This window comes from Catenulispora rubra, from assembly GCF_015356825.1.
Classification (GTDB): Bacteria; Actinomycetota; Actinomycetes; order Streptomycetales; family Catenulisporaceae; genus Catenulispora; species Catenulispora rubra.
Map to the genome: position 1 here is coordinate 17153 of NZ_JAACYW010000008.1, position 24197 is coordinate 41349.

At 72.1% G+C, this 24197-nt stretch carries 16 protein-coding genes; 11 read left to right on the forward strand and 5 right to left on the reverse strand.

From position 1 onward, the window contains the following. Positions 1-295: 295 nt before the first annotated feature. Entirely contained in the window at positions 296-451 is a 156-nt protein-coding gene (locus GWK61_RS04520; protein WP_194905248.1) for a hypothetical protein, read from the forward strand. Between the two features lie 56 nt (positions 452-507). On the opposite strand, the gene GWK61_RS04525 is transcribed toward GWK61_RS04520, so the two are convergent. Beyond that, the gene (locus GWK61_RS04525) at positions 508-1011 is read right to left on the reverse strand and encodes an EXPERA domain-containing protein (RefSeq protein ID WP_194905251.1); all 504 of its coding nucleotides are present in this window, start codon (positions 1009-1011) and stop codon (positions 508-510) included. A gap of 60 nt (positions 1012-1071) precedes the next feature. Between GWK61_RS04525 and GWK61_RS04530 the strand changes: the two genes are divergently transcribed. Both GWK61_RS04530 and GWK61_RS04535 read left to right on the forward strand, forming a co-directional pair. After that, positions 1072-1866 (forward strand): DUF1295 domain-containing protein, encoded by a 795-nt coding sequence (locus GWK61_RS04530; RefSeq protein WP_194905253.1) that lies wholly within the window; start codon positions 1072-1074, stop codon positions 1864-1866. A 119-nt stretch (positions 1867-1985) separates the two neighbouring features. Next, positions 1986-2999 carry a hypothetical protein gene (locus GWK61_RS04535; RefSeq protein ID WP_194905255.1) on the forward strand — a complete coding sequence of 338 codons (1014 nt, stop codon included), beginning with the start codon at positions 1986-1988 and terminating at the stop codon, positions 2997-2999. Positions 3000-3052: 53 nt separating this feature from the next. Here the strand turns inward: GWK61_RS04535 and GWK61_RS04540 are convergent, their stop codons facing one another. Beyond that, complete coding sequence (locus tag GWK61_RS04540) at positions 3053-3523, reverse strand: peptidylprolyl isomerase (RefSeq protein WP_228561741.1); 471 nt, start codon at positions 3521-3523, stop codon at positions 3053-3055. Here GWK61_RS04540 and GWK61_RS04545 point away from each other — a divergent pair. Continuing rightward, positions 3510-3809, forward strand: a complete 300-nt coding sequence (locus GWK61_RS04545; RefSeq protein WP_194905376.1) for a hypothetical protein — start codon at positions 3510-3512, stop codon at positions 3807-3809. The two genes, GWK61_RS04540 and GWK61_RS04545, sit on opposite strands and share 14 nt — an antisense overlap. A 38-nt stretch (positions 3810-3847) precedes the next feature. Here GWK61_RS04545 and GWK61_RS04550 read toward each other — a convergent pair whose 3' ends face one another. The 3 genes from GWK61_RS04550 to GWK61_RS04560 are packed head-to-tail and all read right to left on the reverse strand — an operon-like array spanning position 3848 to position 8735. After that, positions 3848-4414, reverse strand: coding sequence for a thiamine pyrophosphate-dependent enzyme (locus GWK61_RS04550; RefSeq protein WP_194905259.1), 567 nt, complete (start codon positions 4412-4414; stop codon positions 3848-3850). Then, on the reverse strand, positions 4411-5091 hold the full coding sequence (locus GWK61_RS04555) for a thiamine pyrophosphate-binding protein (protein WP_194905359.1): 681 nt from the start codon (positions 5089-5091) through the stop codon (positions 4411-4413). The genes GWK61_RS04550 and GWK61_RS04555 overlap by 4 nt, the downstream gene beginning before the upstream one ends. After that, positions 5091-8735, reverse strand: coding sequence for a non-ribosomal peptide synthetase (locus GWK61_RS04560; protein ID WP_228561742.1), 3645 nt, complete (start codon positions 8733-8735; stop codon positions 5091-5093). Before GWK61_RS04560 ends, GWK61_RS04555 begins: the two co-directional genes overlap by 1 nt. Positions 8736-9181: 446 nt before the next feature. On the opposite strand from GWK61_RS04560, the gene GWK61_RS04565 reads away from it, so the two are divergent. From GWK61_RS04565 to GWK61_RS04595, 7 genes are all read left to right on the forward strand, one after another. Continuing rightward, positions 9182-10051, forward strand: coding sequence for a potassium transporter TrkA (locus GWK61_RS04565; RefSeq protein WP_194905261.1), 870 nt, complete (start codon positions 9182-9184; stop codon positions 10049-10051). Positions 10052-10148: 97 nt separating this feature from the next. Beyond that, on the forward strand, positions 10149-11537 hold the full coding sequence (locus GWK61_RS04570; RefSeq protein WP_194905262.1) for a DUF6002 family protein: 1389 nt from the start codon (positions 10149-10151) through the stop codon (positions 11535-11537). Next, the gene (locus tag GWK61_RS04575; RefSeq protein ID WP_194905263.1) at positions 11534-13603 is read left to right on the forward strand and encodes a non-ribosomal peptide synthetase; all 2070 of its coding nucleotides are present in this window, start codon (positions 11534-11536) and stop codon (positions 13601-13603) included. Before GWK61_RS04570 ends, GWK61_RS04575 begins: the two co-directional genes overlap by 4 nt. Continuing rightward, positions 13600-15351 carry a beta-ketoacyl synthase N-terminal-like domain-containing protein gene (locus GWK61_RS04580; protein ID WP_194905265.1) on the forward strand — a complete coding sequence of 584 codons (1752 nt, stop codon included), beginning with the start codon at positions 13600-13602 and terminating at the stop codon, positions 15349-15351. Before GWK61_RS04575 ends, GWK61_RS04580 begins: the two co-directional genes overlap by 4 nt. Continuing rightward, a complete protein-coding gene (locus tag GWK61_RS04585) occupies positions 15348-16109 on the forward strand; it encodes a thioesterase II family protein (protein WP_323747403.1) in 762 nt (253 codons plus the stop codon). Before GWK61_RS04580 ends, GWK61_RS04585 begins: the two co-directional genes overlap by 4 nt. Next, positions 16106-18622, forward strand: a complete 2517-nt coding sequence (locus GWK61_RS04590; protein WP_194905267.1) for a lantibiotic dehydratase — start codon at positions 16106-16108, stop codon at positions 18620-18622. Before GWK61_RS04585 ends, GWK61_RS04590 begins: the two co-directional genes overlap by 4 nt. After that, on the forward strand, positions 18606-24194 hold the full coding sequence (locus tag GWK61_RS04595) for a type I polyketide synthase (protein WP_194905269.1): 5589 nt from the start codon (positions 18606-18608) through the stop codon (positions 24192-24194). The genes GWK61_RS04590 and GWK61_RS04595 overlap by 17 nt, the downstream gene beginning before the upstream one ends. The last annotated feature ends 3 nt before the right edge of the window (positions 24195-24197 follow it).

The following is a 24197-nucleotide window of genomic DNA, read 5'->3' on the forward strand; positions in this document are numbered from 1 at the left end:
TGTGACCGCTGCCTGCACACCGTAATTCCGGCTCCGGCGCCTGTCGAGACTCTTGTTAAGAACTTTTACTAACGAAAAACAACACGGTGCGACACGACCGTGGCACGCGACTCGATATCAGACCCCTGATAACGAAACGGTCTCGAGTGTCCGGCACCGCGTTGAGTCGCGACGGCGCGGGAAAGGTATAGACCATGAGACGCATCGCCACCATGCTCGGGGTCGCCGCGCTCGCCGCGACCCCCTCATCACCCTCACCGCCGGCACTGCCGAAGCCGGCGGCGCACCGGGCTACGTGCTCTACAAGAGCTACACGCACGGAGATGCCTGCGCCTCCTCGGGCTACGCCGGTCAGCAGGCCGGGCAGTGGGACTACTACTACTGCGACACGGTCTACCCGGCGAGCTGGGACGGGCCGGGAGACTACGACCTGTACGTGCACTACGTGTGACGCACTGAGTCCCGTCAGCCCGCCGCCACCCCACCGGGTGGCGGCGCCATCCCGTTTCAGAACCTCCGCGTGAACGGCGAGGGCTTGCGCATCCGCACCAGAAGCAGCAGCGGAACGAGCACGTACGGCAGGTTGAAAGCCAAGAACTTGGCCGGATTCCCGGTCCGCGTCGCCTGTTCGCCGAAGAACTCCACGCCGAAGACGACGATGCCGGTCAGGGTGACGATCATCGTCGCGTAGATCACCGAGGGCAGCTGGATCCAGTTCCGGCCGGTCGTCAGGGCCATGACGAGCAGGATGTAGAACGGCATGTAGACGAAGGCCGACAGGCCCGTCACGATCCGCATCCAGGCCGGCGGGTGCATGAACAGCGGGTCGGCGTCGTGGGCGTACCAGTAGTTGGAGCGGACGAAGAAGTTGCCGCCGGGGTGCGAGAAGTCGACACCGACGGTGGGCAGCAGGTCGCTGATGCAGGACGTCACCACGAACGCCGAGAACACGACCGCGAAGAAGACGTCGATCTTGCGCTCCCTAAAGGGGAGGTTCACCGCGTCGGCCATACCTGATCGTAAGACTGAGCGGTACTGCCCTTCCAGGCTGCGGCACCTTACAGTCAGCCCATGGACGTGATCAGGATCTGCTTGTACGTATACGCGGGCGTTTGCCTCGCGACCTGGCTGATGTCGGTCCTCACGAGGGAGTACTCGTGGGTCGACCGCATCTGGTCGCTCGTCCCCCTCGCTTACACCGGAATCTTCGCCGGCGCGGCAGGCTTCCACGACGCGCGCCTGAACGTCATGTTCGTCCTGGTCACGTTGTGGGGCGCGCGGCTCACCTTCAACTTCGCGCGCAAGGGTGGCTACACGCGCGGCGGCGAGGACTACCGGTGGGGGGTGCTGCGTGGCCGGATGGCGCCATGGCAGTTCCAGCTCTTCAACGCCTTCTTCATCACGCTGTACCAGAACGCGATCCTGCTGCTGATCGCCCTCCCCGCCGACACCGCCCTGAAGCACCGGACCTCGTTCAACGTCGCGGACGGCGCCCTGACCGTGCTGTTCGCCGGATTCCTGGTCGGCGAGACGGTGGCGGACCAGCAGCAGTGGCGGTTCCAGCAGGCGAAGCGCGCCGACCTCGACGCCGGCCGCGAGCCCTCGGCACGCTTCGTCACGACCGGCCTGTTCCGCTACTCGCGGCACCCCAACTTCTTCTTCGAGCAGGCGCAGTGGTGGGCGATCGCAGGATTCGGCGTGGCCGCGGCCCACGCGGTGCCCTGGACGATCGTCGGCGCGATCCTGCTGACCTCGCTGTTCATCGGCTCGACCCGCTTCACCGAGAACATCAGCCTCTCGCGCTACCCGGAGTACGCGGACTACCAGCGGCGGACGTCGGCGGTCGTGCCGTGGCGGCCTCGCTGAACCGGACCGACCGGGTGTACGGACTTGGACCGACTACGGGACTCGGATGCCGAGCCCGTGAAGGATCGTCGCAGGCGCGGCATCTGGCCGAGATCCCGCAGCAGAGAGAAGAACCCTTTATGTCCGCACGCCTCGATCGGTACGCCGAGTTCCTCGAGAAGAGGTACCGGGCCGATTTCCGCAAGTCCGACGAGTACTCCATCGCCGAAGTCACCCCGGAGTTGAGAACACGTATCTCGAGCGGCCGGTTCCGCCGCATCGTCATCTCAGGGACGGGCTGCCCCGCCGTCGTCTCCGATGTGGTCGGGATGTTCCTCAACGCCTCGGGGGCCGAGGTGGAGGTGCTCGTCGTCGACGGCTGTGACTTCCCGTCCACGGTCCCTCGCTCCGTGGCGGACGATGAGGGGACGCTGTTCGTCATCAACTCCGACGGCGGCCACGCGGAGGAGTCGGAGGAGTCGGAGGAGTCGGTCAGGGCCTTCCGCGCCCTGGCGGGTCGGTACCACCGCACGCTACTGCTCACCCCGGGCGGTCAGCTGGCGGAGCTGGGCCGACGGGCCGGTGTCTCGGTGGCATGCTGGGAGCTGAGCGAGCCGCACCCGGATTACCCGCTCCTCCACGTCGGCCGGCACGTCGGGATCCTGCTGGACATGTTCCACCGGCTGGGGCTGATCAGCCAGGGCCATCGGGCCGAGGTCGCCGCTCTGGCTGATGACCTGGCCACCGACTTCACCCCGGCCTTGGAACAGGCGGCACTGGAGACCGCGCTCCGCTCGCAGGACGCGAACATCATCCTGCTGGCTTCACCGAACTGGTCCATGAGTCTGCCGAAGCTTGCGAACATGCACTGCACCGAGACCGGCCCCGATCGGCGACACAGCATCCTGCTGTTCCGCGACTCCGACGACGACGCGTACGCGCGGAACAAGATGGACAGCCTGATCGGGCTGATGAAGCGCGACATCCCGCAGAACCGGAACGTGACGGTGACCGAGATCGTGCTCGACCAGCCGACGTTCCTGCGGAAGTACTTCACCGCGCTGGAATTCGTCCAGCACACCGCGTTGCATCTGGGCAGGTTGCACGACACCCGGTCGCCTGCGTTGGCCGCGTTGGCCTCCAAGTCAGCGTGAAGCCCTTGCTAGCACACGACAGCGATCCGGGCCGAGGCCGCGGGGAGGGCCGGTCAGTGCGCGGCGACCGTCACGCTGTTCAGCACCACATTGATCTTCGGACGTCCGTCGCCGGCACCGTTGGAGTCGTCCTCGCCGCCGGCGGCGATCTTCGCCACGACGTCCAGGCCGGACGTGATGGTGCCGAAGGGGGTGTAGCTCGGGAGCAGTGTGGTGTCTTTGTAGACGAGGAAGAACTGGCTGCCGTTGGTGCCCGGGCCGGCGTTGGCCATCGCCGCGGTGCCGGCCGGGTAGGTGGCGCCGGCCAGGTTCTCGTCCGGGAACTGGTAGCCGGGGCCGCCGGTGCCGGTGCCGGTCGGGTCGCCGCACTGGAGGACGTAGATCTGCTGCGTCGTGAGGCGGTGGCAGCGGCTGCCGTTGTAGAACTTCTGGGCCGCCAGGAAGTTGAAGGAGTTGACCGTATGCGGCGCCTTGGCCGCGTTGAGCGCGATGACGATGTCACCCTCGCTCGTGTTCAGGGTCATCGTGTACGCCTTCGCCTTGTCGATGGTCATCGGCGGCTCGGTGGGCCAGCTCTTGGACCCGCCCGACGCGGCGGGGGCCGACGTCGAGGCGCTGTCGGGGGCGGAGGCGGTGTCCGAGGCCGAAGCGGAGGTCGACGCCGTACCCGAGGCGGTGCTCTCGCTGGACGTCGAGGACCCGGCGGCAGCCCCGGCAGCGGAGCCGATCGTGCCGGAGGATGCGCAGCCCGACAGCAGGATTCCCGCCACCGCGGCGAACGCGCCGATACCGGCTATGTGGCGTCGATGAGTCTTCACGCGGGCAGGCTACTCCACGGTTTCATGAGCTCACTCGACGAGCCCTGCCACGTGCCGCCGCAGCCGGTCCGCGTGATCCGCGAGATCGGCGTCGACCCGCGGGGGCGGCGCACCCGCGTCGGCGTCCACGCGGCAGTGCAGGAAAACCGGAGTGCTGACGTTCGTGTGGCGCGCGAGCGCCATACGCAGGGTGTCCTCGTCGTCGGCGCGGAGGGTTTCACCGAAGCCGGATCCGCGGGCCCACGCGCCGAAGTCCACGCCGGCGGACGGGGTCGGCTGGCCGCCGGTGGAGTCGTAGACGCCGTCGTCGAGCAGGACGTGCAGCAGCGGGAGGTCCCGGATCGGTCCGGCGACGAGCAGGCCGACGGGGTTCATCATGAGGCTGCCGTCGCCGTCCACCACCACCGCGGGCTGCCCGGTCTGCAAGGCGATGCCGATCGCGATCGACGGGGCCAGGCCCATCGAGCCCACCATGTAGAAGTGGTTCGGGGTGTCGCGCAGGTGCCGGGCTATGCGGCAGGTGTAGCCGGTGGTGAAGACGATCGGCGCTTCGGGGAAGGCCTCGATGACGGCCGCGACCGCCGTGGTCTTGTTCATGCCGCCCACCCGAAGGCGTCGGGGGCCACGGTCAGGACCGCGGAGCAGTGCTTCGCGGCGGTGAGCTCCGCCAGCTCGGCGATCTGCGAGCGGGCCGGAACCGAGGGTTCGAACCTCCTGGACTCCAGGCCGAGGACGTCGAGCACCGGCTGCGTGAGCCTGCCCATGGCGGTGTTCTCGGGGGTCATGTCAGGATGCTGACCTCGAAGGCTGACCACGAACAGCACCCGGATCCCGTACGGGACGACGAGCGAGGCCAGGGCGTTCACCGACTGGCCGAGCCCCGAGTTCTGCATGAGGACCACGGGACGCGCGCCGGCCAGCTCCGCGCCGGCCGCCAGTCCCACCGCGTTGTCCTCGCGGGGGACCGTGATCAGGCCCGCGCGCCTGGAGAGCTCGGAGTACAGCGGGGCCAGGACGCCGCAGGGGGTGCCGAAGAAGGGCGAGTAGCCGGCGTCGATGAGGGCATCGGCGAGGTCGGCGGCTGGATCGGTGGCGAAATCGGCGGCAAGACCGGTGATGCGGTCGGCGGCGCGGCTGCCGGCTCGATCGGCAGCGCGGTTGGCGGCTCGATCGGCAGCGCGGTTGGCGGCTCGATCGGCAGCGAGATCGGTGGCGCGTTTGGCTGCGAGATCCGCCGGATCCGCGGTCGGGGTGAACGTGGTCTGATCGGCCATCAGTCGTCTTTCTTCTCGGTGAGTCGCGCGCCACGGCGGGCGGCGTTGCGTCCGCGCCCGGCGTCGCGCCGCATCCTGGCCCGTTCCGCGGCCCGGTCCTGCGCCCCGGTGTCCGAGCCGTTGTCCAGGAAGGCCGCGTACGACCTGATCGTCGGAAGGTGGAAGAGGTCCACGACCCGGATCTCGCGGTCGAGGACGGCGCCGAGCCGGGACTGCACCGCGACGATGGCCAGCGAATCCCCTCCGGCCTCGAAGAAGTTCTCGGTCAGCCCGACGTCCGAGCGGCCCAGCACCTCCCGCCACACCGTCGCGACCACGCCTTCGGTCGCGGTGGCCGGAACATGATCGGCCCCGGTACGCAGCCGCGCGTCGGGCCGGGCCGGTTCGGAGCCGATGATCCGGGGCGGATCGGACAAGCCTGCGGTGAGAGCGTCCGCATCCGGCAGCGGCGCGGCGGTGAGCGCGGCGTACGGATCGTCCGTGAACGTGGCGAGCAGCTGCTGGTAGCCGGAGATCAGCCTGCTGATGCGGTCGGCGTCGTAGAGGTCCGGGTTGTAGACGAAGGTCAGCGTGCAGCCGTCGTCCTCGTCGACCAGGTACACGGTGAGGTCGAACAGCGAACCCGGCAGCGCCGGCACGACCGGCTCGCTGCGGGTTCCGGCAAGCTCCAGCCGAGGCTGGGAGAAGTTGAAGACGTTGAACAGCACCTGGATCAGCGGCCCGCGCGCCGGATCCCGGGGCAGTCGCAGATCCCTGACGAGCTCGTCGAGGGTGGCGCCCGGATGGGCCAGCGCGGCCTGGAGTTCGCCGCGGCAGTCCCGGACCGCCGTGGCGAAGTCCGCGTCGGCGTCCAGGCGCATCCGGAGCGGGACGATGTCCACGAAGAAGCCGATCAGGTCCTCGAACGCGGCGTGCCGGCGGTCGGAGACCGGAGTGCCGATCACCAGGTCGCGGCGGTCCGCCACCCGCGACATCAGCTCGGCGAACGCGGTCAGCAGGATGGTCGCCGGGGTGGTGCCCAGGCGGGCCGACAGTGCGCGGACCCCGCGATGGACGCCGATCGGGAGCCGGGCCGACGCTCGGGCGCCGCGCCAGGTCTGCTCCGCCGGACGCGGCCGGTCGCGCGGCAGGTCCAGGTGGGACGGCGCGCCGGCCAGGTGATCGTGCCACCACGCGAGATCGGCGGCGCCGCGGCCGCGCTCGCGCCAGGCGACATAGTCGGCGAAGCTCGCGCGCAGCGCGGGCGGCTCGGCGCCGGCGTAGATCCGGCCCAGGTCCCGGTACAGGAGGTCCTGGGACCAGCCGTCGAAGACCGCGTGGTGCACCGTCATCAGGAGGTAGTGGTCGTCGTCGGCGACCCGCAGCAGCCGGGCCCGCCACAGCGGTCCGGTCGCCAGGTCGAAACGGGTCCGGGCCTCGCCGGTCAGGGCACTGTCGATCTGTGCGCGCTGCTCGGCCTCGGGCAATCCGGCCAGGTCCTGCACCAGCAGCCGCACGTCTGTGGGCGGATCGACGCTCACCGAGGGCTGTCCCTGGAGCATCGGGAAGTGCCAGCGCAGGGGCTCGTGGCGTTCGGTCACGGCCCGCAGCGCGCGGCCCAGCGAGGGGACGTCGAGCGCACCGCGGATCCGCTCGGACATGGTGATGTTGTAGGCGGCGCTGTCCGGGGCGAACTGGTCGATGAACCAAACCCGGCGCTGCCCCGCCGACAACGCCGGCGGGTGACCGGTGCTGATCTGCTCGATCACCGTGCCCGGCGCTTCGGCCACGACGATCGCCAGGCCCGCCGGGGTCCGGGCGTCGAAGACCTCTTCGACGGCCACCTCCCGGCCGAGCCGGTCGCGGATCGCCGCCACCAGCCGCATCGCGGTGAGCGAGTGGCCGCCGGCGTCGAAGAAGTCGTCGTCGGGAGCGGCGCGGGGCACGTCGAGGGCCCGGCACCACAGGTCGCGGACGATGTCGAGCAGCTCCGGCTCGCGGAGGTCCGGGCCGGTGGCAGTCTCGGTAGCGATCTCGGTGACGGTCGTCGTAGTGATCTCGGTGACGGCCCGCTCCAGCGCCGCGATCCGCGCGGCGTCCACCTTGCCCGAAGCCGTCGCCGGCAGTCGGTCCAGCAACACGACCCGCGACGGCACGAACGCCGTCGGCAGCCGGTCGGCGCACCAGGCCCGCACGTCGACCGCCGACAGCGCGTCGGTCGAAGCATCAGCTGGCGTGACGGCGGCAAGCAGTTCGTGCCCACCGGCCGCCGGGACGGCGAAGACCGCAGCCTGAACCACCGCCGGATGCGCCCGCAGCACCGTCTCGACCTCGCCCGGCTCGACTCGCTGGCCGCGGATCTTGATCTGCCGGTCGATCCGGCCCAGGTGCGTGAGCATGCCGTCAGGGTCCTGAACCACCCGGTCGCCGGTCCGGTAGAGCCGGGCGCCGGGCCGGGACCCGAACGGATCGGGGACGAACCGGTCCGCCGTGACCCCGGCGGCGTTCAAGTAACCGCGCGCCAGCCCTGGGCCGCCGATCAGCAACTCGCCCGGCGTTCCGGGCGGTACGGGTTCCAGCGCCTCGTCGACGACGTGCACCCGGTGGCCGGACAGCGGACGGCCGATCGGCAGCGGCCCCGGGTGGTCGCCGACCCCCTCGAACGCCGTGACCTGGACTGTCGTCTCGGTGGGGCCGTAGCAGTTGAAGAACCTGCGGCCGTCGGCGCTCCAGCGGCCCAGCTGCTCCGGGGGCGGTGCCTCGTCCCCGGTCATCAGGGTCCTGAGTTCCGGGTAGTCGGACGGATCGAGCAGCGGCAACAGCATCGGCGGCAGCGATCCGAAGGTGACGCGGTGGCCGATCAGGAAGCGCCGCAGGCGTGCGGGGTCGGTGCGGTCCGGTTCGGCGGCGAGCTGCACCGAGGCGCCGACCGCCAGTGGGACCCACAGATCTAGCACCGACACGTCGAAGCCGAAAGAGGCGTAAGCCAGAGTCCTGTCGTACTCGGTGAGTCCGAAGTCCTCGACCGTCGCGGCGACGAGCGCCGCCAGGGCGCGCTGGGTGACCACGACGCCCTTGGGCTCGCCGGTGGATCCCGAGGTGTGGATGACGTACGCGGCGTGGTCCGGTCCGGCCGGTCCCGGGCCGATGTCCTCGATCGCAGTGGACAACGGCTGGATGCCGGTCAGATCCAGCCTCCAGGCGCCGATGCCCCCGGTGCCACCGGTATCGCCGATGCCGCCGTCTGATTCCGGTGATTCCGGCGCACCGTCCAGCGCCCGAGCACCCGCCGCGTCGACCAGAACGGCCGCCGGAGCAGCGCGTCGACACAGCCTGACCAGGCGCTCCGCAGGCTGCGCCGGGTCCAGCGGCACATAGGCCGCACCGGCCAGCATCACCCCGAGCATCGCCGCGACCGTCGCCGGCCGACGGTCGGCGCAGACGACCACCCGGTCCTCCGGACCGACGCCGACGGCCGCGAGCGCCGCCGCCACACCCGCCGCGGTGCGGACGAGTTCGCCGTACGAAATCCGTAGATCGCCTTGGCTCACCGCGGCCGCGGCCGGTCTGCGCAACGCCGCGGCGAGCACCAACGCGGGCACTGTCGCAGACTGCGCCCCGGCTTCGGATCGCGGCATCGCGCCGGTGAAAAGGGCGCGCGTCATCGCTTCACTGTCCAACGGACCAGCCAACCCCGTGTCCTCTCTCGGCTGTCGTTCCGCCCTTCCTATCAGGCCGGGACCCGCCGGGAAAGGGGGCTTGCCCGGCCGCATACCCCCGAGTATTCTCGGCGCCGTTCGACCACTGAGTTCGAACACTATTGCGATTTGTGGCGTCCGCATGACATATCCGGACACCTCGCACACGGGGCAGCACACGGGGCAGGGGCATGGGTGACAAGGGTTTTGTCGTCGTGCTCGGAAGCGGTTCCTTGGCCAGAGCTACGGCGTACGCCTTGGCGACCGCGAACGGGGCACCATTCGAAGTTCACGTCGTGGCGCGCGACAGCGCCGCGATCGCAGACATCTGCGATGTTGCGTCCGCCCGGGCCGCACTCGCCGGTTCACCTGCGATTTTCCGGCCCATATCGGTGCCGGGGTTCACGGAGTCAGTGCTTTACGACGTCTTGCGGGAGCTGCGTCCGGACGGGGTTTTCCTGTGCGCGTCCCGGCAGTCGCCGTGGGAGCGGACCACGGATCCGTCGCCCTGGACCGAGTTCGTCCAGCACGCCGGCTACGGCGTCACCGTGCCGTTGCAGGCGCAGTTCGCGCTGGCCGTCGGCCGGGCGGTTGATCGGCTGGGCGCGCGCGGCGAGAGCGGTGGGCGCGGCCGGGCCCCGTGGTTCGTGAACGCCTGCCTGCCCGACATCGTCAATCCTCTGATAACGGCACTCGACGTCCCGGTGCTCTGCGGCATCGGCAACGTCGCGATCCTCGCGGCGTTCCTGCAGGCCGCCACCGGGGCGCCGGACCAGAAGGAGCTGAAGCTCCTGGCCCACCACTACCACCTGCACGCGCCGCACGACCCGGCCGAGGAGGCGCTGGCCTGGCAGGGTGAAACCGCGCTGCCGGAGGTCGGCGCGCTGCTGGCCGCCGGCCGCCGCGTGGAGCGGCGCGAACTCAACCAGGTCACCGGGCTCGGGGCCGCGACGCTGATCACCGACCTGCTGACCGGCGCCGAACGCGCGACCCACCTGCCGGGGCCGGCCGGGCTGCCCGGCGGCTATCCGGTCCTGGTCCGGGACGGCGAGGTCAGCCTGCGCCTGCCCGCTGAGCTGGACCGCGAGGCCGCGATCGCCGCCAACCGACGGGCCTCGGCGCTGGACGGCGCCGTGCTTGATGGAAAACACCTAACCTTCTCCCCCGCTGCGTCGGCCGCCCTGCGGCCGCTCGCGCCGGAGCTCGCCGACGGTTTCGGAGTCGACCGGCTCGACACCGCCTGCGAGCAGCTGGCCGGGCTGCGGGCCCGCCTGCGCACGTGACGAGATCCGCACCGGCGCGAGGCATTCGACAGCAGAACTGAACAGTCCACATCACGCGCGAAACGACACGATCGAATCCGCACTTTGAGGAGCCCTGATGGTCGCCACCCCTCGGGCCGGTTCACCGAACCGTTCCCAGCACGCCAACCTGCTGCTGGACTATCCCGACCTGCTGCCCCTGGCGGTAGCCGCCTGCACCGACGATCCGGAGCCGCGGGTGGGGACCGGGCCGTTCAGCCCCGGCTTCCACCTGCCGGAAGCCGGCGACGACGTCCGCGAGTTCTTCAGCGCGGCGACCGCGCGCTGGCAGGAGCTGGGCCACTACCAGGACCACCGCGTCACGCTGCTGGACCTGACCGGGAATCCGGGCACCCAGACCACCAAGACCTTCGCGTCCCTGCTGATCGTCGCCCGGGCCGTGGAGTACATCCGCCGCAGCGGCGAGTCGGTGATGATCTTCTCACCGACCTCGGCGAACAAGGGCACGGCGCTGCGCGACGCGGTGCTGCGCGCGCTCGACGCCGGGCTGGCCGAGCCCGAGCAGCTCCGCGTCACCACCGTCGCGCCCCGCGGCTGCCTGCCCAAGCTGCGCGGCAGCCGGCTCTCGACCGATCCCGCGCTGCGGGCGCTCAACCCGGTGCTGGTGTATCCGGGTGCTGAGCCGGAAGGGGTCAAGGCGATCGGGCGCGAGTTCGCCGACCGCAACGCCGACCGCGTGCTGGCCGAGCAGGGCTGCCGGCTGTGGTTCTCGCTGGAGCTGGCCAACTACCTGGTCGCCGACACCGCGCGCGCGTTCTTCGAGCAGACCGTCGACCCGATCCGCGCCGACGGCCCGCAGCGGCTGCACGCGCACGCCGTCTCCAGCGCGTTCGGCCTGCTCGGCTACCACAAGGGCCTGGACGTCCTGGAGTCCGCCGGTCGGTTCGACCCCGCGCTGCGCCCGGCCAGCCTGCTGGTCCAGCATCTGGGGACACCGGACATGGTCCTGAACCTGCGGCACGGGGACTTCGACCGGGCGAGTCTGCCCGCTTACACCATGGACGGCGGGCTGTACCGGCAGGACGGCGACCCCCGGTTCCCGCAGACCACGTTCGACCCGGACGAGGTGCTGGACCCGACCTTCTACACCCACGCCCCCGCGACCTCGCCGGCGATGAACGCCATCATCAAGGGGCACGGCGGCGACGGGATCGTGGTCTCGCTGCACGAGTGCCTGGAGCGGTACCCGTTCGTGCGCCAGTGGCTGGCCCCGACCGGGCGCCCGCTGCCCGCCGACCCGCGGATGCTGCGCGAATGGTCGCTGACCATGGCGCTCACCGGCGTATTAAACGCTGTCGACCGCTCCCTGATAGACCCGGGCCGCGACCTGGTGGTGCACGGCTCCGGGAGCTACACCACCGCCGACTACGAGCCGCTGGCCGCCGACGCGCTGACCGAGGTGCGCGACGCCGGCGACATCGCGGCGGCGCTGCTGGGCAGCCGATGACCTCCGAACTGCGGGGGGCAGTCGAGGACGAGGCAAGCCCACACCTGGACCTGCCGGGCGATGTGGCCGTCGGCGAGGCGATTCCGAGGCCGCGCAACAGTGTCCGGACCGCAGGCCCGGTTCTCGATCCGGCGCGCGCCCACCGCCGATCACCGGACTTCGTGCCCTTCGAAGCCACCGACGAGACCATCGCGCAGCGCTTCGCCCGCCAGGTCGCGCTCGGCCCGGACCGCCCCGCGGTCCTCGGCGACGACCGCCGGCTCAGCTACGCCGACCTGGCCGCCGAGGCCGGCGGGATCGCCGCGCTCATCGCAGGGCACGGAGGCACCGGCGACCGCGTGGGTCTGCTGATCGAGCACGGCCCGGCGATGATCGGCGCGGTCCTGGGCACGCTCGGCGCGGGCCGTTGCTACGTGCCGCTGGACCCGGAGTTCCCGGCCGACCGCCTGGCATACATGGTCGAGCGCTGCGACATCTCGCTGGTCGTCGCCGACCAGGCCAACGCGGCCAAGGCCGCAGAGCTCGGGCGGCCGGTGGTGCTGACCGAGCAGGCCCGGCCCGCGCCTTACCAGCCCGTGGACGCCGACCCGCGCGATCCGGCCTACGTGCTGTTCACGTCCGGTTCGACCGGGCGGCCGAAGGGCGTGGTGCAGAACCACCGCAACGTCCTGCACGGCGTGCGCAACCACATCACCAACCTGCGCATCGCGCCCTCCGACCGGATCAGCCTCCTGACATCGTTCGGCTTCGACATGGCCGTCACCGACCTGTTCGCGGCGATCCTGTCCGGTGCCGCGGTGGTGCCGGTCGGCGTCCACCGGCACGGGCTCGGACAGCTGGCGTCCGCGATCGCCGAGCACGAGATAAGCGTCTACCACTCCACACCGACCGTCTTCCGCTACCTGACGGCCGAGCTCGGCCCGGGCCAGCGCCTGCCCTCGGTGCGGGCCGTGGTCCTCGGCGGCGAGGCCGTGACCGCGCTGGACCTGGCTGCGGTGCGCCGTTGTTTCGCCCAGGACTGCGTTCTGGTCAACGGCTACGGCGCGACCGAGGCCAGCTTCGCAGTCCAGAACCATGTGCCACCCGGCGTCCCCGCTGCTGAAGCGGTCCACCACGAAGTGGTGCCGATCGGCAGGGGCCTGCCCGGCTACGAGATAGTGCTGCTGGACGAACAGGATCGGCCCGCCGAGGCCGGGCAGATCGTGATCCGGAGCCGGTATCTCGCGCTGGGCTACTGGCGGGAGCCGGAGCTGACCGCTGAGAAGTTCGCCGACGAGAGCGGGGACAGCGACAGCAGCGACCGCGATGGCATGCGCCTCTACCGGACCGGTGACCTGGCCCAACGATTGCCGGACGGCCGCATCGTCTACGCAGGACGCGGCGACCGCCAGGTGAAGGTGCGCGGCAATCGTGTCGAGCTCGGCGAGGTCGAAGCACACCTGGCCGCGCTGACCGGCGTCGTCCGGGCGGTCGCGGTGTCCCGCACCGACGCGGCGGGCGCCGTCGAGGTCATCGGGTACGTCCAGCCGACCCGCGACCAGACCGACCTGGAACCTGCGGAGCTGCGGACCGAACTCGCCGAGCGAGTGCCCGCCTACCTGGTGCCCGCACGCTTCGTGGTCCTTCAGGGGTTCCCCCTCACCTCGACGGGCAAGGTGGACGTGGCCGCACTGCCGCTGCCCGCGCACCCCGGCACCGGTCCGGCCCCGACGACTCCCACCGAGCGCGTCGTCGCGCAGGTGTGGTGCGCCGTCCTCGGTCTGGACCGGGTCGGCACCACCGACAACTTCTTCGACCTCGGCGGCAATTCGCTGCACCTGTCCCGGGTCCGGCAGCGGCTCGAACGCGATCACGGCCTGCACGTCGCCGCGATGAGCAGTTTCGAGTACCCGTCTGTGGGCACGCTGGCCGCCTATCTGGACGCCGCGGACGACGCTGATGGCACCGGAGGCGCCGACCAGGCTCCCGACTCCGACAACGTCGCCCGGATCGCCGACCGCCTCGCCCGCCGGCGCACCGCGCGGGCCCGGTCGGCCGACGCCCGCCGCACCGAGGCGGCGGGATGAGCGCCGTGACCGGCGAGGAGATCGCGGTGATCGGGCTGGCCTGCCGGCTTCCCGGGGCGCCGGACGTATCAGCGTTCTGGCAGAACCTGGTCGCCGGTGTCGACTCAGTGCACGACTACACCCGCGAGGAGCTGCTGGACCTGGGCATCGGCCCGGGCCTGCTGGACGATCCCGCGCACGTGCCGGCCGGCGGCCGGCTGCCAGGCGTGGAGGATTTCGACGCCGAGTTCTTCGGCTTCGGCCCCGGCGAGGCCGCACTCACCGACCCGCAGCACCGCCTGTTCCTGGAGGCGAGCTGGACCGCGCTGGAAGACGCCGGATACGACCCGGGCAGGTACCCGGGGCCGGTCGGCGTGTTCGGCTCGGCGTCGGTCAACCGGTATTTCCAGTTCCACCTGTTCGGGAACCCGGCGGTGTCCCGGGCCGACCGGGATGATTGGGAGGGCCGGCTGCTGGAGCATCAGGCCGCTGACTACCTCCCGGCGCAGACCGCGTACCGGCTCGGGCTGACCGGACCGGCGTTGGCCGTGCAGTCGGCGTGCTCCGGATCGCTGACCGCGGTGTGCCTAGCGGCGCAAAGCCTCGGCGACTTCCGGTGCGACCTGGCCCTGGCCGGCGGGGTGAGCGTGACCTGGCCGAGGTACCGGCACACCGTCGGCGGGCTGGTCGCGCGGGACGGGCGCTGCCGTGCCTACGACGCCTCGGGCACCGGAGCCGTCTACGGCAGCGGCGTCGGCGTCGTGGTCCTGAAGCGGCTGGCCGACGCCGAGGCCGACGGCGACCACGTGCACGCGGTCCTGCGCGGCTGGGCCCTGTCCAACGACGGCGCACAGCGCGCCGGATTCGCCGCGCCCGGCCTGTCCGGCCAGACCGCCGCGGCCGCCGAGGCACTGGCGGTGGCCGAGGTCGGCGCGGACGAGATCGGCCTGGTCGAGGGCAACGGCGGCGGGACCGTCTGGGGCGACGCGATCGAGGTCCAGGCCCTGACCCGGGCCTGGCGGGCAGCCGGCGCACGCGCCACGGCGGCCTGTGCGCTCGGCTCGGTGAAGACCAACGTGGGGCACCTCGACGCGGCCTCCGGCGTGACCAGTCTGATCAAGGCGATCCTGGCCGTGCGGCACGGGGTGATCCCGGCGAGCCTGCACTTCGACAAACCCAACCCGGAAACCGGTTTGGAGGACAGCCCCTTCTTCGTGCCCACCGAGACGACGGCGTGGCCGGCCGATTCGGCGAATCCACGACTGGCCTCGGTGTGCGCGGCCGGGCTCGGCGGCTCGAACGCCCACGTGATCGTCGAACAACCGCCCGCACACGCGGCGGCCGAGCGTCGGCCGGGACCCTGGCCGTTGCCGCTGTCGGCGGCCTCACCGCAAGCCCTGGCCGAACAGATCAAGCGCCTGCGCACCTATCTGGCCGACCATCCCGACGTCGATCTCGCCGACGTCTCCTTCACCCTGGCCATGGGACGCAGAGCCTTGCGACACCGCTTCGCAGTGGTCTGTGACGATGTCGCCGAGGCCATCGCGGCGCTCGACCCGGAGTCGGACCCGAGTCCCGAGCCCGGAACCGTGGCGGAGCTGGCCCGGCAATGGATGCTCGGCACCGCCGTGGACTGGAGCAGCGTGGTTTCGGGTCGCCGCGTTCCGTTGCCCGGCTACCCTTTCCAGCGGGTCCGGCACTGGATCGACCTGCCTGACGTGTCCGACGCGCCCGCCGCGACCGCCGACCGGTCCGGGGTGAACGCGTGACCCCGCCGATGTGGTTCTCCGAAACCGGCGCCCACAACACCGGCCAGGCCGCCGACCTGTTCTGCCTCCCCTACGCCGGCGGCGGCGCCTCGGTGTTCCGGCGCTGGCCGGCGTCGTTCATCCCGGACATCAGGGTCCTGCCGGTGCAGCTACCGGGCCGGGAGACCCGGATCGCCGAGCCGCCGGAGTTCGACGCCGCCGAAGTCGCGGCGGCGATCGCGGACCGGGTGGACCGGCCCTTCGCACTGTTCGGGCACTCCCTCGGCGGCCGGCTCGCCTTCGAGGTGGTGCGCGAATTCCGCCGGAACGGCGCGCCGTTGCCGGCGGCGGTCTACGTCTCCGGCAGCAAGCCGCCGGATGTGCGCGCCGACGGACCGTTCGACAAGCTGTCGCGGCTGGACGACGCGGAACTGCTGGAGCGGGTGGTCCAGGGCGGCGGCGTACCGGCCGAAGTGCTGGCCGAACCGGAGCTGCTGGACCTGATCCTGCCGACCCTGCGCGCCGACTTCGCCTGGCTGGACGACTACGTGTACCGGGCCGAGTCCCCGCTGCCGGTCCGGCTGACCGCCTTCGCAGGGCACGCCGATACGGCGGTCACCCCGGCTGCCATGGCCGGATGGGCCCGCCACACCACCGCCGGGTTCGCCCTGCATCCGTTGGCCGGCGGGCACTTCTTCCTCCACGACCGGATCCCGGAGATCGCCTCGGTGATCCGGTCCGATCTGCGGACCCTGACTCACGCGGGAGGCCGCCGATGACTGGCGCACAGATTGCCGGGACAACACAGATTGCCGGGACAACACAGAACACCGGCGGCCACAGTGTCCCGCTCGGCGACACCGGATGGTCGGTGTGGCGCGAGGTGCTGCTGCGGACCACCGGGTTCCCGGCCGACGGCCTGGACCGGTTCGGCGCAGCCGCCGCCGCCGAGGCCGCCGACGCCCTGCTGGCCGGGACCGCGGCCGATGCCGCGCTGCGCACCGACTTCGACCGGGAGCTGACGGCCGTCGCCGGGGCCGAGTCGGCGCAGATCGCCGGGATCGTCGCCGATCCGCTCTTCCGCGAGGCCCTGGCCTGGCAGAACAGCTCGATGCAGGTCTGCCTGGACAGCCTGGCGTCCGGTCGCCCGACGAAACGCAGGATCCTGCGAAGGCGGGAGCGGGCCATCGCCCGGTACTGGCAGCGGTACTGCGCCAAGAACGAGACCATCGGCTTCTTCGGGCCGGTGTGCTGGGGCTCGATCGGCGCGGACGAGGCCGACGTGGTCCGGGCCGAGGCCGGACCGGCCCTGCTGCGGGACCGGAAGGTCTTCTTCGAACACTGGGCCCTGGACGCCTACGCGCAGACCCTCGCCGCGGATCCGGAGATCCGCGCCTTCCTTCCTCCCGCGCTGCTGCCGCATTTCGCCCTGGACGGCGACACGGTGCTGCGTCCGGCGCAACCGCCGCTGACGCTCCTGCCCGCCGAGGCCGAGCTGGTCCGGCGGTGCACCGGCGCCCCGGCCGCGACCGTCGTCGCGGGCCTGGTCGAGGACAGGGTCCTGCGACGCGCCGAGGACGGCTCGGCGATGCTCGACCGGCTGGTCGGGCGCGGCATTCTGACCTGGGACGCCGACCTGCCGATCGGCCCCGGCGGCGAGGACGTCCTGGCCGACCGGATCGCCGCGATCGCCGACGAGGCGCCGCGCGCCCGGGCGCTGGCCGGATTCCAGCGGCTTCAGGACGCCCGGGACAAGGTCACCGCGGCGGCCGGGGACGCCGAGGCTGTGCGCTCGGCGCTGGAATTCCTGGCCGCCGAGTTCGTCGCCCTGACCGGCCGGGACGCCACCCGGAGCGCGGGCCAGACGTACGCCGGCCGGACGCTGTGCGTCGAGGACACCGTCCGCGACCTCGACGTGGTGGTGGGCCGGCGGCTGCTCGACGACATCGCGGCGCCGCTGGAACCCCTGCTGCTGGCCGCGCGCTGGCTCAGCGCGGAGTTGGCCCGGACGCACTCGGAGGCGCTGCGGGCGCTGTTCGACGACCTGGCCGAGGCCGAGCCGGGCAAGCCGGTGAGCCTGGCCGACCTGTGGTTCCTGGCGCAGGGGCTCTGGTACGGCAGCGGGCCGCGGCCGGTGGACGCGGTCGCCGCCGACTTCGCCCGGCGCTGGTCGGCACTGTTCGGGCTGGACAAATCTAGCCCGGACCACGCTGACCTAGACCGCAATGACCCTGACCGCCATGACCTTTCTGGAGGCCGTGACCGCTCCGGTCCGGCCGGAGCCGCGTCGGACCAGGCCGCGTTGCAGCAAGCCGACATCGTCCTGTCCGCCGCCGAAGTGAGCGCGCGCGCCGCGGAACTCTTCCCGGCCGAGCACCCGGGCTGGTCCGCTGGCCGGCTGCACAGTCCGGACCTGCAGATCTGCGCACCGGACCTCGAAGCCCTCAACCGCGGCGACTACCTGGTCGTGCTCGGCGAGTTGCACGTAGCCTGGGCGACGTTCGACTGCGCCGCGCTCACGGTGTGCCATCCCCGGCCGCAGGACCTGGCCGCCGCGCTCGCCGCAGATCTCGGCGAGCACCGGATCCGGCTGCTCTACCCGACCGACTGGCCGCGGACCACCTCGCGGCTCACGGACAGCCTGGACGGTCCGACCGACCACCGGCTCGGCATCGCCGCCGCGCCCGGCGCCAGCCGGGAGCACCTGCTGCCCGTCGCCTCGGTCACCGTGGCCGAGGTCGGCGGCGAGTTGGTCGCAAGCGCGGCCGACGGTCGCACCTGGCCGCTGCTGGAGATCTTCTCCACCCTGCTGGCGACGCACGCGGTGGACGGGTTCAAGACCACGGCGGCGGGCCACACCCCGCGGATCACCGTGGACCGGCTCGTGGTGGCCCGGCGGACCTGGCGGACCACGATCGGCCGGACCGGTCTGGCCGAGGCGTCCGGAGAAGCCGACCAGTACCTGGCCGCGCGCAGGTGGCGCGCGGCCCTGGGGCTGCCGGACCGGGCCTTCGTCAAGGTCGGTACCGAGGTGAAGCCCTTCTACGTCGATCTGACCAGTCCCACCCTCGTCTCCATGCTCTGCCAGACGATCCGCCGCGCGCAGGAGGTCGCCGGGCCGGAGGTGTCCGTCACGGTCAGCGAGATGCTGCCGGGCACGGACCAGGCCTGGGTCCCGGACCGGGCCGGCCGCCGCTATTTCAGTGAACTGCGTTTGCACATCACCGACCCAGAACCAGCGCCGCCCTCGGGCGCCGAGCGATCGGAGGACCGCGATGCCGGCCACCGTTGATGCCGAAGACGTTAGCGCCACAGACGTTAATGCCAATGACCTCGACGACTTCTCGGAGGGCGTCGAACCGATCGCGATAGTGGGGATGGCCGCCCGGGTCCCCGGCGCGGACAACATCGACACGTTCTGGCAGAACCTCGTCGACGGCGTCGAGTCGATCACCTTCTTCTCCCGCGAGGAGCTGCTGGCGGCCGGCGTCGATCAGGACGAGATCGACGATCCCGGCTACGTCCCGGCCGCGCCGATCTGCGACCACATGACGGACTTCGACCACGACCTGTTCGGCATGTCGCCGCGCGAGGCCGCCATCGCCGATCCGCAGCACCGGATGTTCCTGGAGACGGCGCACAGCGCGCTGGAGGACGGTGGCTACGACCCGGCGCGCTACCCCGGGACGATCGGCGTCTACGCCGGAACCGGCGCGGACGCCTACATGTGGCTGAACCTGAAGGCCGACCCCCAGCTGTGGTCGGCGATCGCCGGCGGGCTGTCGATCGCCACGTCCAACCAGCCGGACTACGTCGCGACCTCGGTCTCCTACAAGCTGAACCTGCGCGGTCCGAGCATGACGGTGCACACCGCCTGCTCGACGTCGATGGTCGCGATCCACCTGGCGGCCGAGGCGCTGCGCAACGGCGAGTGCGACATGGCGCTGGCCGGCGGGGTGTGCGTGGAGCTGCCGTACATCACCGGCTACCAGGCGGTCGAGGGCTACACCTCGCCCGACGGCCACTGCCGGCCGTTCGAGGCCCGGGCCGCCGGCACGCTGTGGGGCAGCGGCGCCGGGGTGGTCCTGCTCAAACGGCTCGACCAGGCGCTCGCCGACGGCGACCACATCAGGTCCGTGATCCGCGGCGAGGCGGTGAACAACGACGGGTCGGCGAAGGTGGGCTTCTCCGCGCCGAGCGTCGAGGGCCAGACCGAGGCGGTGGCCCAGGCGGTCGCGGTGTCCGGGGTCGACCCGCGGAGCATCGGCTACGTCGAGGCGCACGGCACCGGCACCGCGCTCGGCGACCCGATCGAGGTGGCGGCGCTGACCGCGGCCTACGGGCACGGCAGCGCCGAGCGCGGCTGGTGCGCCCTGGGCTCGGTCAAGTCGAACATCGGCCACCTGAGCCAGGCCGCGGGCGTGGTCGGGGTCATCAAGACCACGCTGGCGCTGCAGCACCGGCTGATCCCGCCGACGGTCAACTTCCTGACCCCGAATCCGGCGATCGACTTCGACGACACCCCGTTCCACGTGGTGTCGAACCTGACTGTATGGGACGGGGACGGCGGCGGCGGGCCGCGGCGGGCCGGGGTCAGCTCGTTCGGGATCGGCGGCACCAACGCGCACCTGATCCTGCAGGAGGCGCCGGCCGCCGGGACCGCAGGCACTGCCGGAACCGCCGGGACCGCCGGGCGCCCGGCGGACCAGCCGCCCCGGCTGCTGACCCTGTCGGCCCGCACCGCGCCGGCGCTGGCCGCGGCGGTCACCCGGCTGGCCGACCATCTGGCCGCGAACCCCGGGATCGACCTGGACGACGTGGTCCACACCCTGCGGGTCGGCCGGGCCCGGCATCCGCAGCGGGCCGCGGTCGTCGCCGCCGACGCGGCGGACGCCGTCGTCGCACTGCGGGACCAGTCCCGGCTGCTCACCGCGCGCGCCGAGGGCACCGCGCCGTCGGTCGCGTTCTTGTTCTCCGGCCAGGGTTCGCAGTCCGCAGGCGTCGGCGCGGGGCTGTATCGCAGTGAGCCGGTGTTCGCCGCCGCCGTCGACGAGTGCTGCGAACTGCTGCGTCCGCACCTCGACATCGATATACGAGACCTGATCTGCGCCGAGGGCGAGGCGCTGCCGGCGGCGCAGGACGCGCTGCGCGAGACCCGCGTCACCCAGCCGGCGTTGTTCGTGCTCGAATACGCGCTGGCCGAGCTGTGGCGCAGTCGCGGCGTCCGGCCGGCCGCGATGATCGGCCACTCCATCGGCGAATACGTCGCGGCCACCATGTCAGGGGTCTTCGAGTTGCCGGACGCCCTGCGGCTGGTGGCCGGACGCGGCGCGCTGATGCAGTCGGTGCGGCCCGGCGCGATGCTCGCGGTGTCCCTGGACGAGGCCGAACTGCGCGACCTGCTCCCGCCGGAGCTGTCGCTGGCGGCGGTGAACGGGCCGCGGGCCTGCGTGGTGGCCGGCCAGACCGAGGCCGTCGAGGCGTTCGCGAAGCAGCTGGCTGCCGGGCCGACCAAGGTCCAGACCCGGATGCTGCGGACCTCGCACGCGTTCCACTCGGCGATGATGGACCCGGTCGTCGAGCAGTTCGCCGCGCTCGTGGAATCGGTTCCGCGCCGGGCCCCGCAGACTCCTTTCCTGTCCAACGTGACCGGGGACTGGATCACCGCCGAGCAGGCCGAGGACCCGGGGTACTGGGCCGGGCACCTGCGCGGGACGGTGCGGTTCGGCGACTGCGTCGCCCGGCTGCTGTCCGAGGGCAGCTGGACGCTCCTGGAGTGCGGTCCGGGCCGCCAGCTCGCCGGTCTGGCCCGGATGCAGACCGACCGGACCTCCCCGCCGCTGGCCAGCCTGCCGGGCAAGCCGGAGACCGAGGTCGTGGACTTCGAGCGGACGACCGGTGCGCTGTGGATCGCCGGCGTCCCGGTCGAACTGCCGGAGGTCGGCCGCCGGATTCCGCTGCCGACGTATCCATACCAGCGGGTGCGGCACTGGATCGATCCGGTGCCCGAGGCCGCCGGCGCGCACACCGGCCCGAGCCGGCCCCAGCGGGGCGGGACGGCGCCGATCAGCCGGTGGTTCGCGGTGCCGACCCGGCGCCAGCTGCCGCCCGACCCCCGGGTCGCGGACTTCGACAGTGCTCTGACATTCGTGGCCGGGCCGCGCGGTGAAGCGTTGGCCGCCGAACTGCGCCGGCGCGGCGTGGCGGTGACCGAGATCCGGCCGGGCAGCGGGTTCGACCGCGACGGCGCGGTGGTCACGGTGCGCGCGTCGGAGCCGGAGGACTACCGGGCGCTGGTGGCCGGCGGGCTGCCGGGGCGGATCGTGCACGCGTGGGCACTGGACGGGGAGGCGGCCAGGTCCGACCTGGCCGCCGCCGCGCTGGCCCAGGAGCACGGCTTCCTCAGCGTCCTGACACTGGTGCAGGCACTCGTCGCGGATGAGAAGAGCGCGGGCGTGCACCTCGATGTGGTGTCGGCCGGCGCCGAGGACGTGCTCGGCGGCGACCTGACGCGGCCGGAGCACGCGACGCTGGCCGGTATCTCCCGGGTGCTGCCGCTGGAGATGCCTGAGCGCACGGTTCGGCGGATCGACGCCGATCCGGTCGGCTCGGCTCGCTCGACCACCGAGCTGGTCGCCGAACTGCGGCGGCCGACCGGTCCGGAGACTGTGGTCCTGCGCGGCGGACGGCGCTGGGCCCTCGACTACGAACAGGTCGAAGTGCCGGACGCGCCGCAGAGTCAGGAAACTGAGACAGCCAAATCGCAGGCAGCTGTTTCACTGACCGCGACATCACCGGCCCTGGCCGAAGGCGCCCGCTGGCTGATCACCGGCGGCACCGGTGGCATCGGCATCACCCTGGCCGAGGACCTCGTCGGCCGGGCCCGGGCCCGCGTCGCGCTGCTGGCCCGCTCCCCGCTGCCGGATCGGGCCGCCTGGGACGACCACCTCGCCGTCTACGGGACCGCCGACCGGACCGGCCGCACCATCGCGGCCGTCCGCCGGATGGAAGCGCTCGGCGGCGAGGTCCTGGTGCTGGCCGGCGACGTCGCGGATCCGGCGGACCTGCGCCGGGTCCGCGAGCAGATCGTCGAGCGCTTCGGCGGGCTGGACGGCATCGTGCACGCGGCCGGCGTGGCCGGCGGCGGCATGCTGGAGATCAAGGAGCGCGACACCGCGGTGTCGGTGCTCGAACCCAAGATCTCCGGCACGCTCGCGCTGTTCCAGGCCTTCGGCGACCTCGACCTGGACACCGTGGCCCTGTGTTCCTCGGTCACCTCGGTGGCCGGCGGCTTCGGGCAGGTCGACTACTGCGCGGCCAACGCCTTCCTCGACGCCTACGCCCGCAGCGAGCACGGCTGGAAGGCCAAGGTCGTCTCCCTGAACTGGGGCGGCTGGCTGGAGGTCGGCATGGCGGTCGAGACCCCGCAGCCGGGTTCGGCGGCGACCGCCACCCCCACCGCCGCCGTCCGGCTCCCGGGCCGGGCCGTCGCGATGGACCACCCGGTGCTGACCGAACGCGGCGCGGGCTGGGCCCGCGCCCTGGTGTCGGCGACGACGCACTGGGTCCTGGACGAGCACCGGATCGAGGGCGTCCCGGTCCTGCCGGGAACAGGCCATCTGGAGTGCGCTCGGGCCGCCATCGGCGGAGACCCGGAACGCCCCGCCGATCGCGTGCTGGAGCTGCGCGACGTGGCCTTCGTCGAGCCCTTCGCGGTCCCGGACGGCACCCTCGCGGAGTATCGCGTGCAGTGGTCCGACGGCACGTTCCAAACGGTCAGCGTCTCCGGCGGCCGCACCCGGGTCCACGTCCGGGGCGCCTACGGCTGGATCGACCCGGGCCCGGCGCCCCGCCACGACCCGGCGGCGATGGCCGAGCGGTTCACGAAGGCCGACGCGGCGGACGCCGAGACCGAGGGCGGGCGAACCAGCATCCTGACGTTCGGTCCGCGGTGGGAGTCGCCGGCCGAGCACCGCGTCGGCGACGGCGAGGAACTGGCGCTGATCGCGGCGCCGGAGGCCGCCCTCGGCGACCTGTCCCGGTGGGACCTGCACCCGGCGCTGCTCGACGTCGCGACCTCGTTCGGCTCCTCCCGCGGCGAGGGCTCCTACCTGCCGCTCGGCTACGGAAGCCTGCTCGTGCGCGCTCCGCTGCCGGCCCGGTTCCACGCGCACATGACCTACCGCGGCGACGCCGGCACCGAGGTGCTGGCCTGCGACGTGACGCTGTTCGACGAGACCGGCCGGGAACTGGCCGCGATCGGCGACTTCGTGCTGCGCCGCATCGACCCCGGCGCGGTCGCCGCCGACCTGGCCGCCGCCGGGCCCGCGACCCGCGTCGCGACGCAGAGCCCTGACACCGGCGGCGGCATCGCGCCCGCCGACGGCGCGGAGGCGTTCGCCCGCGTCCTGGCCACCGACCTCGGGGCCCAGGTCGTCATCCACCCCCGGCCGGTCGCGGAGATCATCGCGCGGGTCCGGCAGGAGCGGCCCGAGACGATGGCCGACGGCGTCCTGGCCTCGGCGGTCGCCGACGGCTCGGACGGTGCGGCGCGCGCCCTGGACTCGGACGCGGCCGGCTACGTCGCCCCGCGCACCGAGGTGGAGCGAGCGCTGGCCGAGAGCTGGACGGACGTCCTGGGCGTGCCCCGGGTCGGGGTCGAGGACGACTTCTTCGAACTCGGCGGCAACTCCCTGATCGCGGTCCAGCTGGTCACCCAGATGCGCAAGGCGGTCGGCGTCCGGCTGCCGATGCGCAGCCTGTTCGAGACCCCGACCGTCGCCGGGCTCGCCGCCCGGGTGGAGCAGCTGCGGGCGGACGAGGGCCCGGCGCCGACCACCATCCCGCGCATCCCGCGCGCCTGAGCC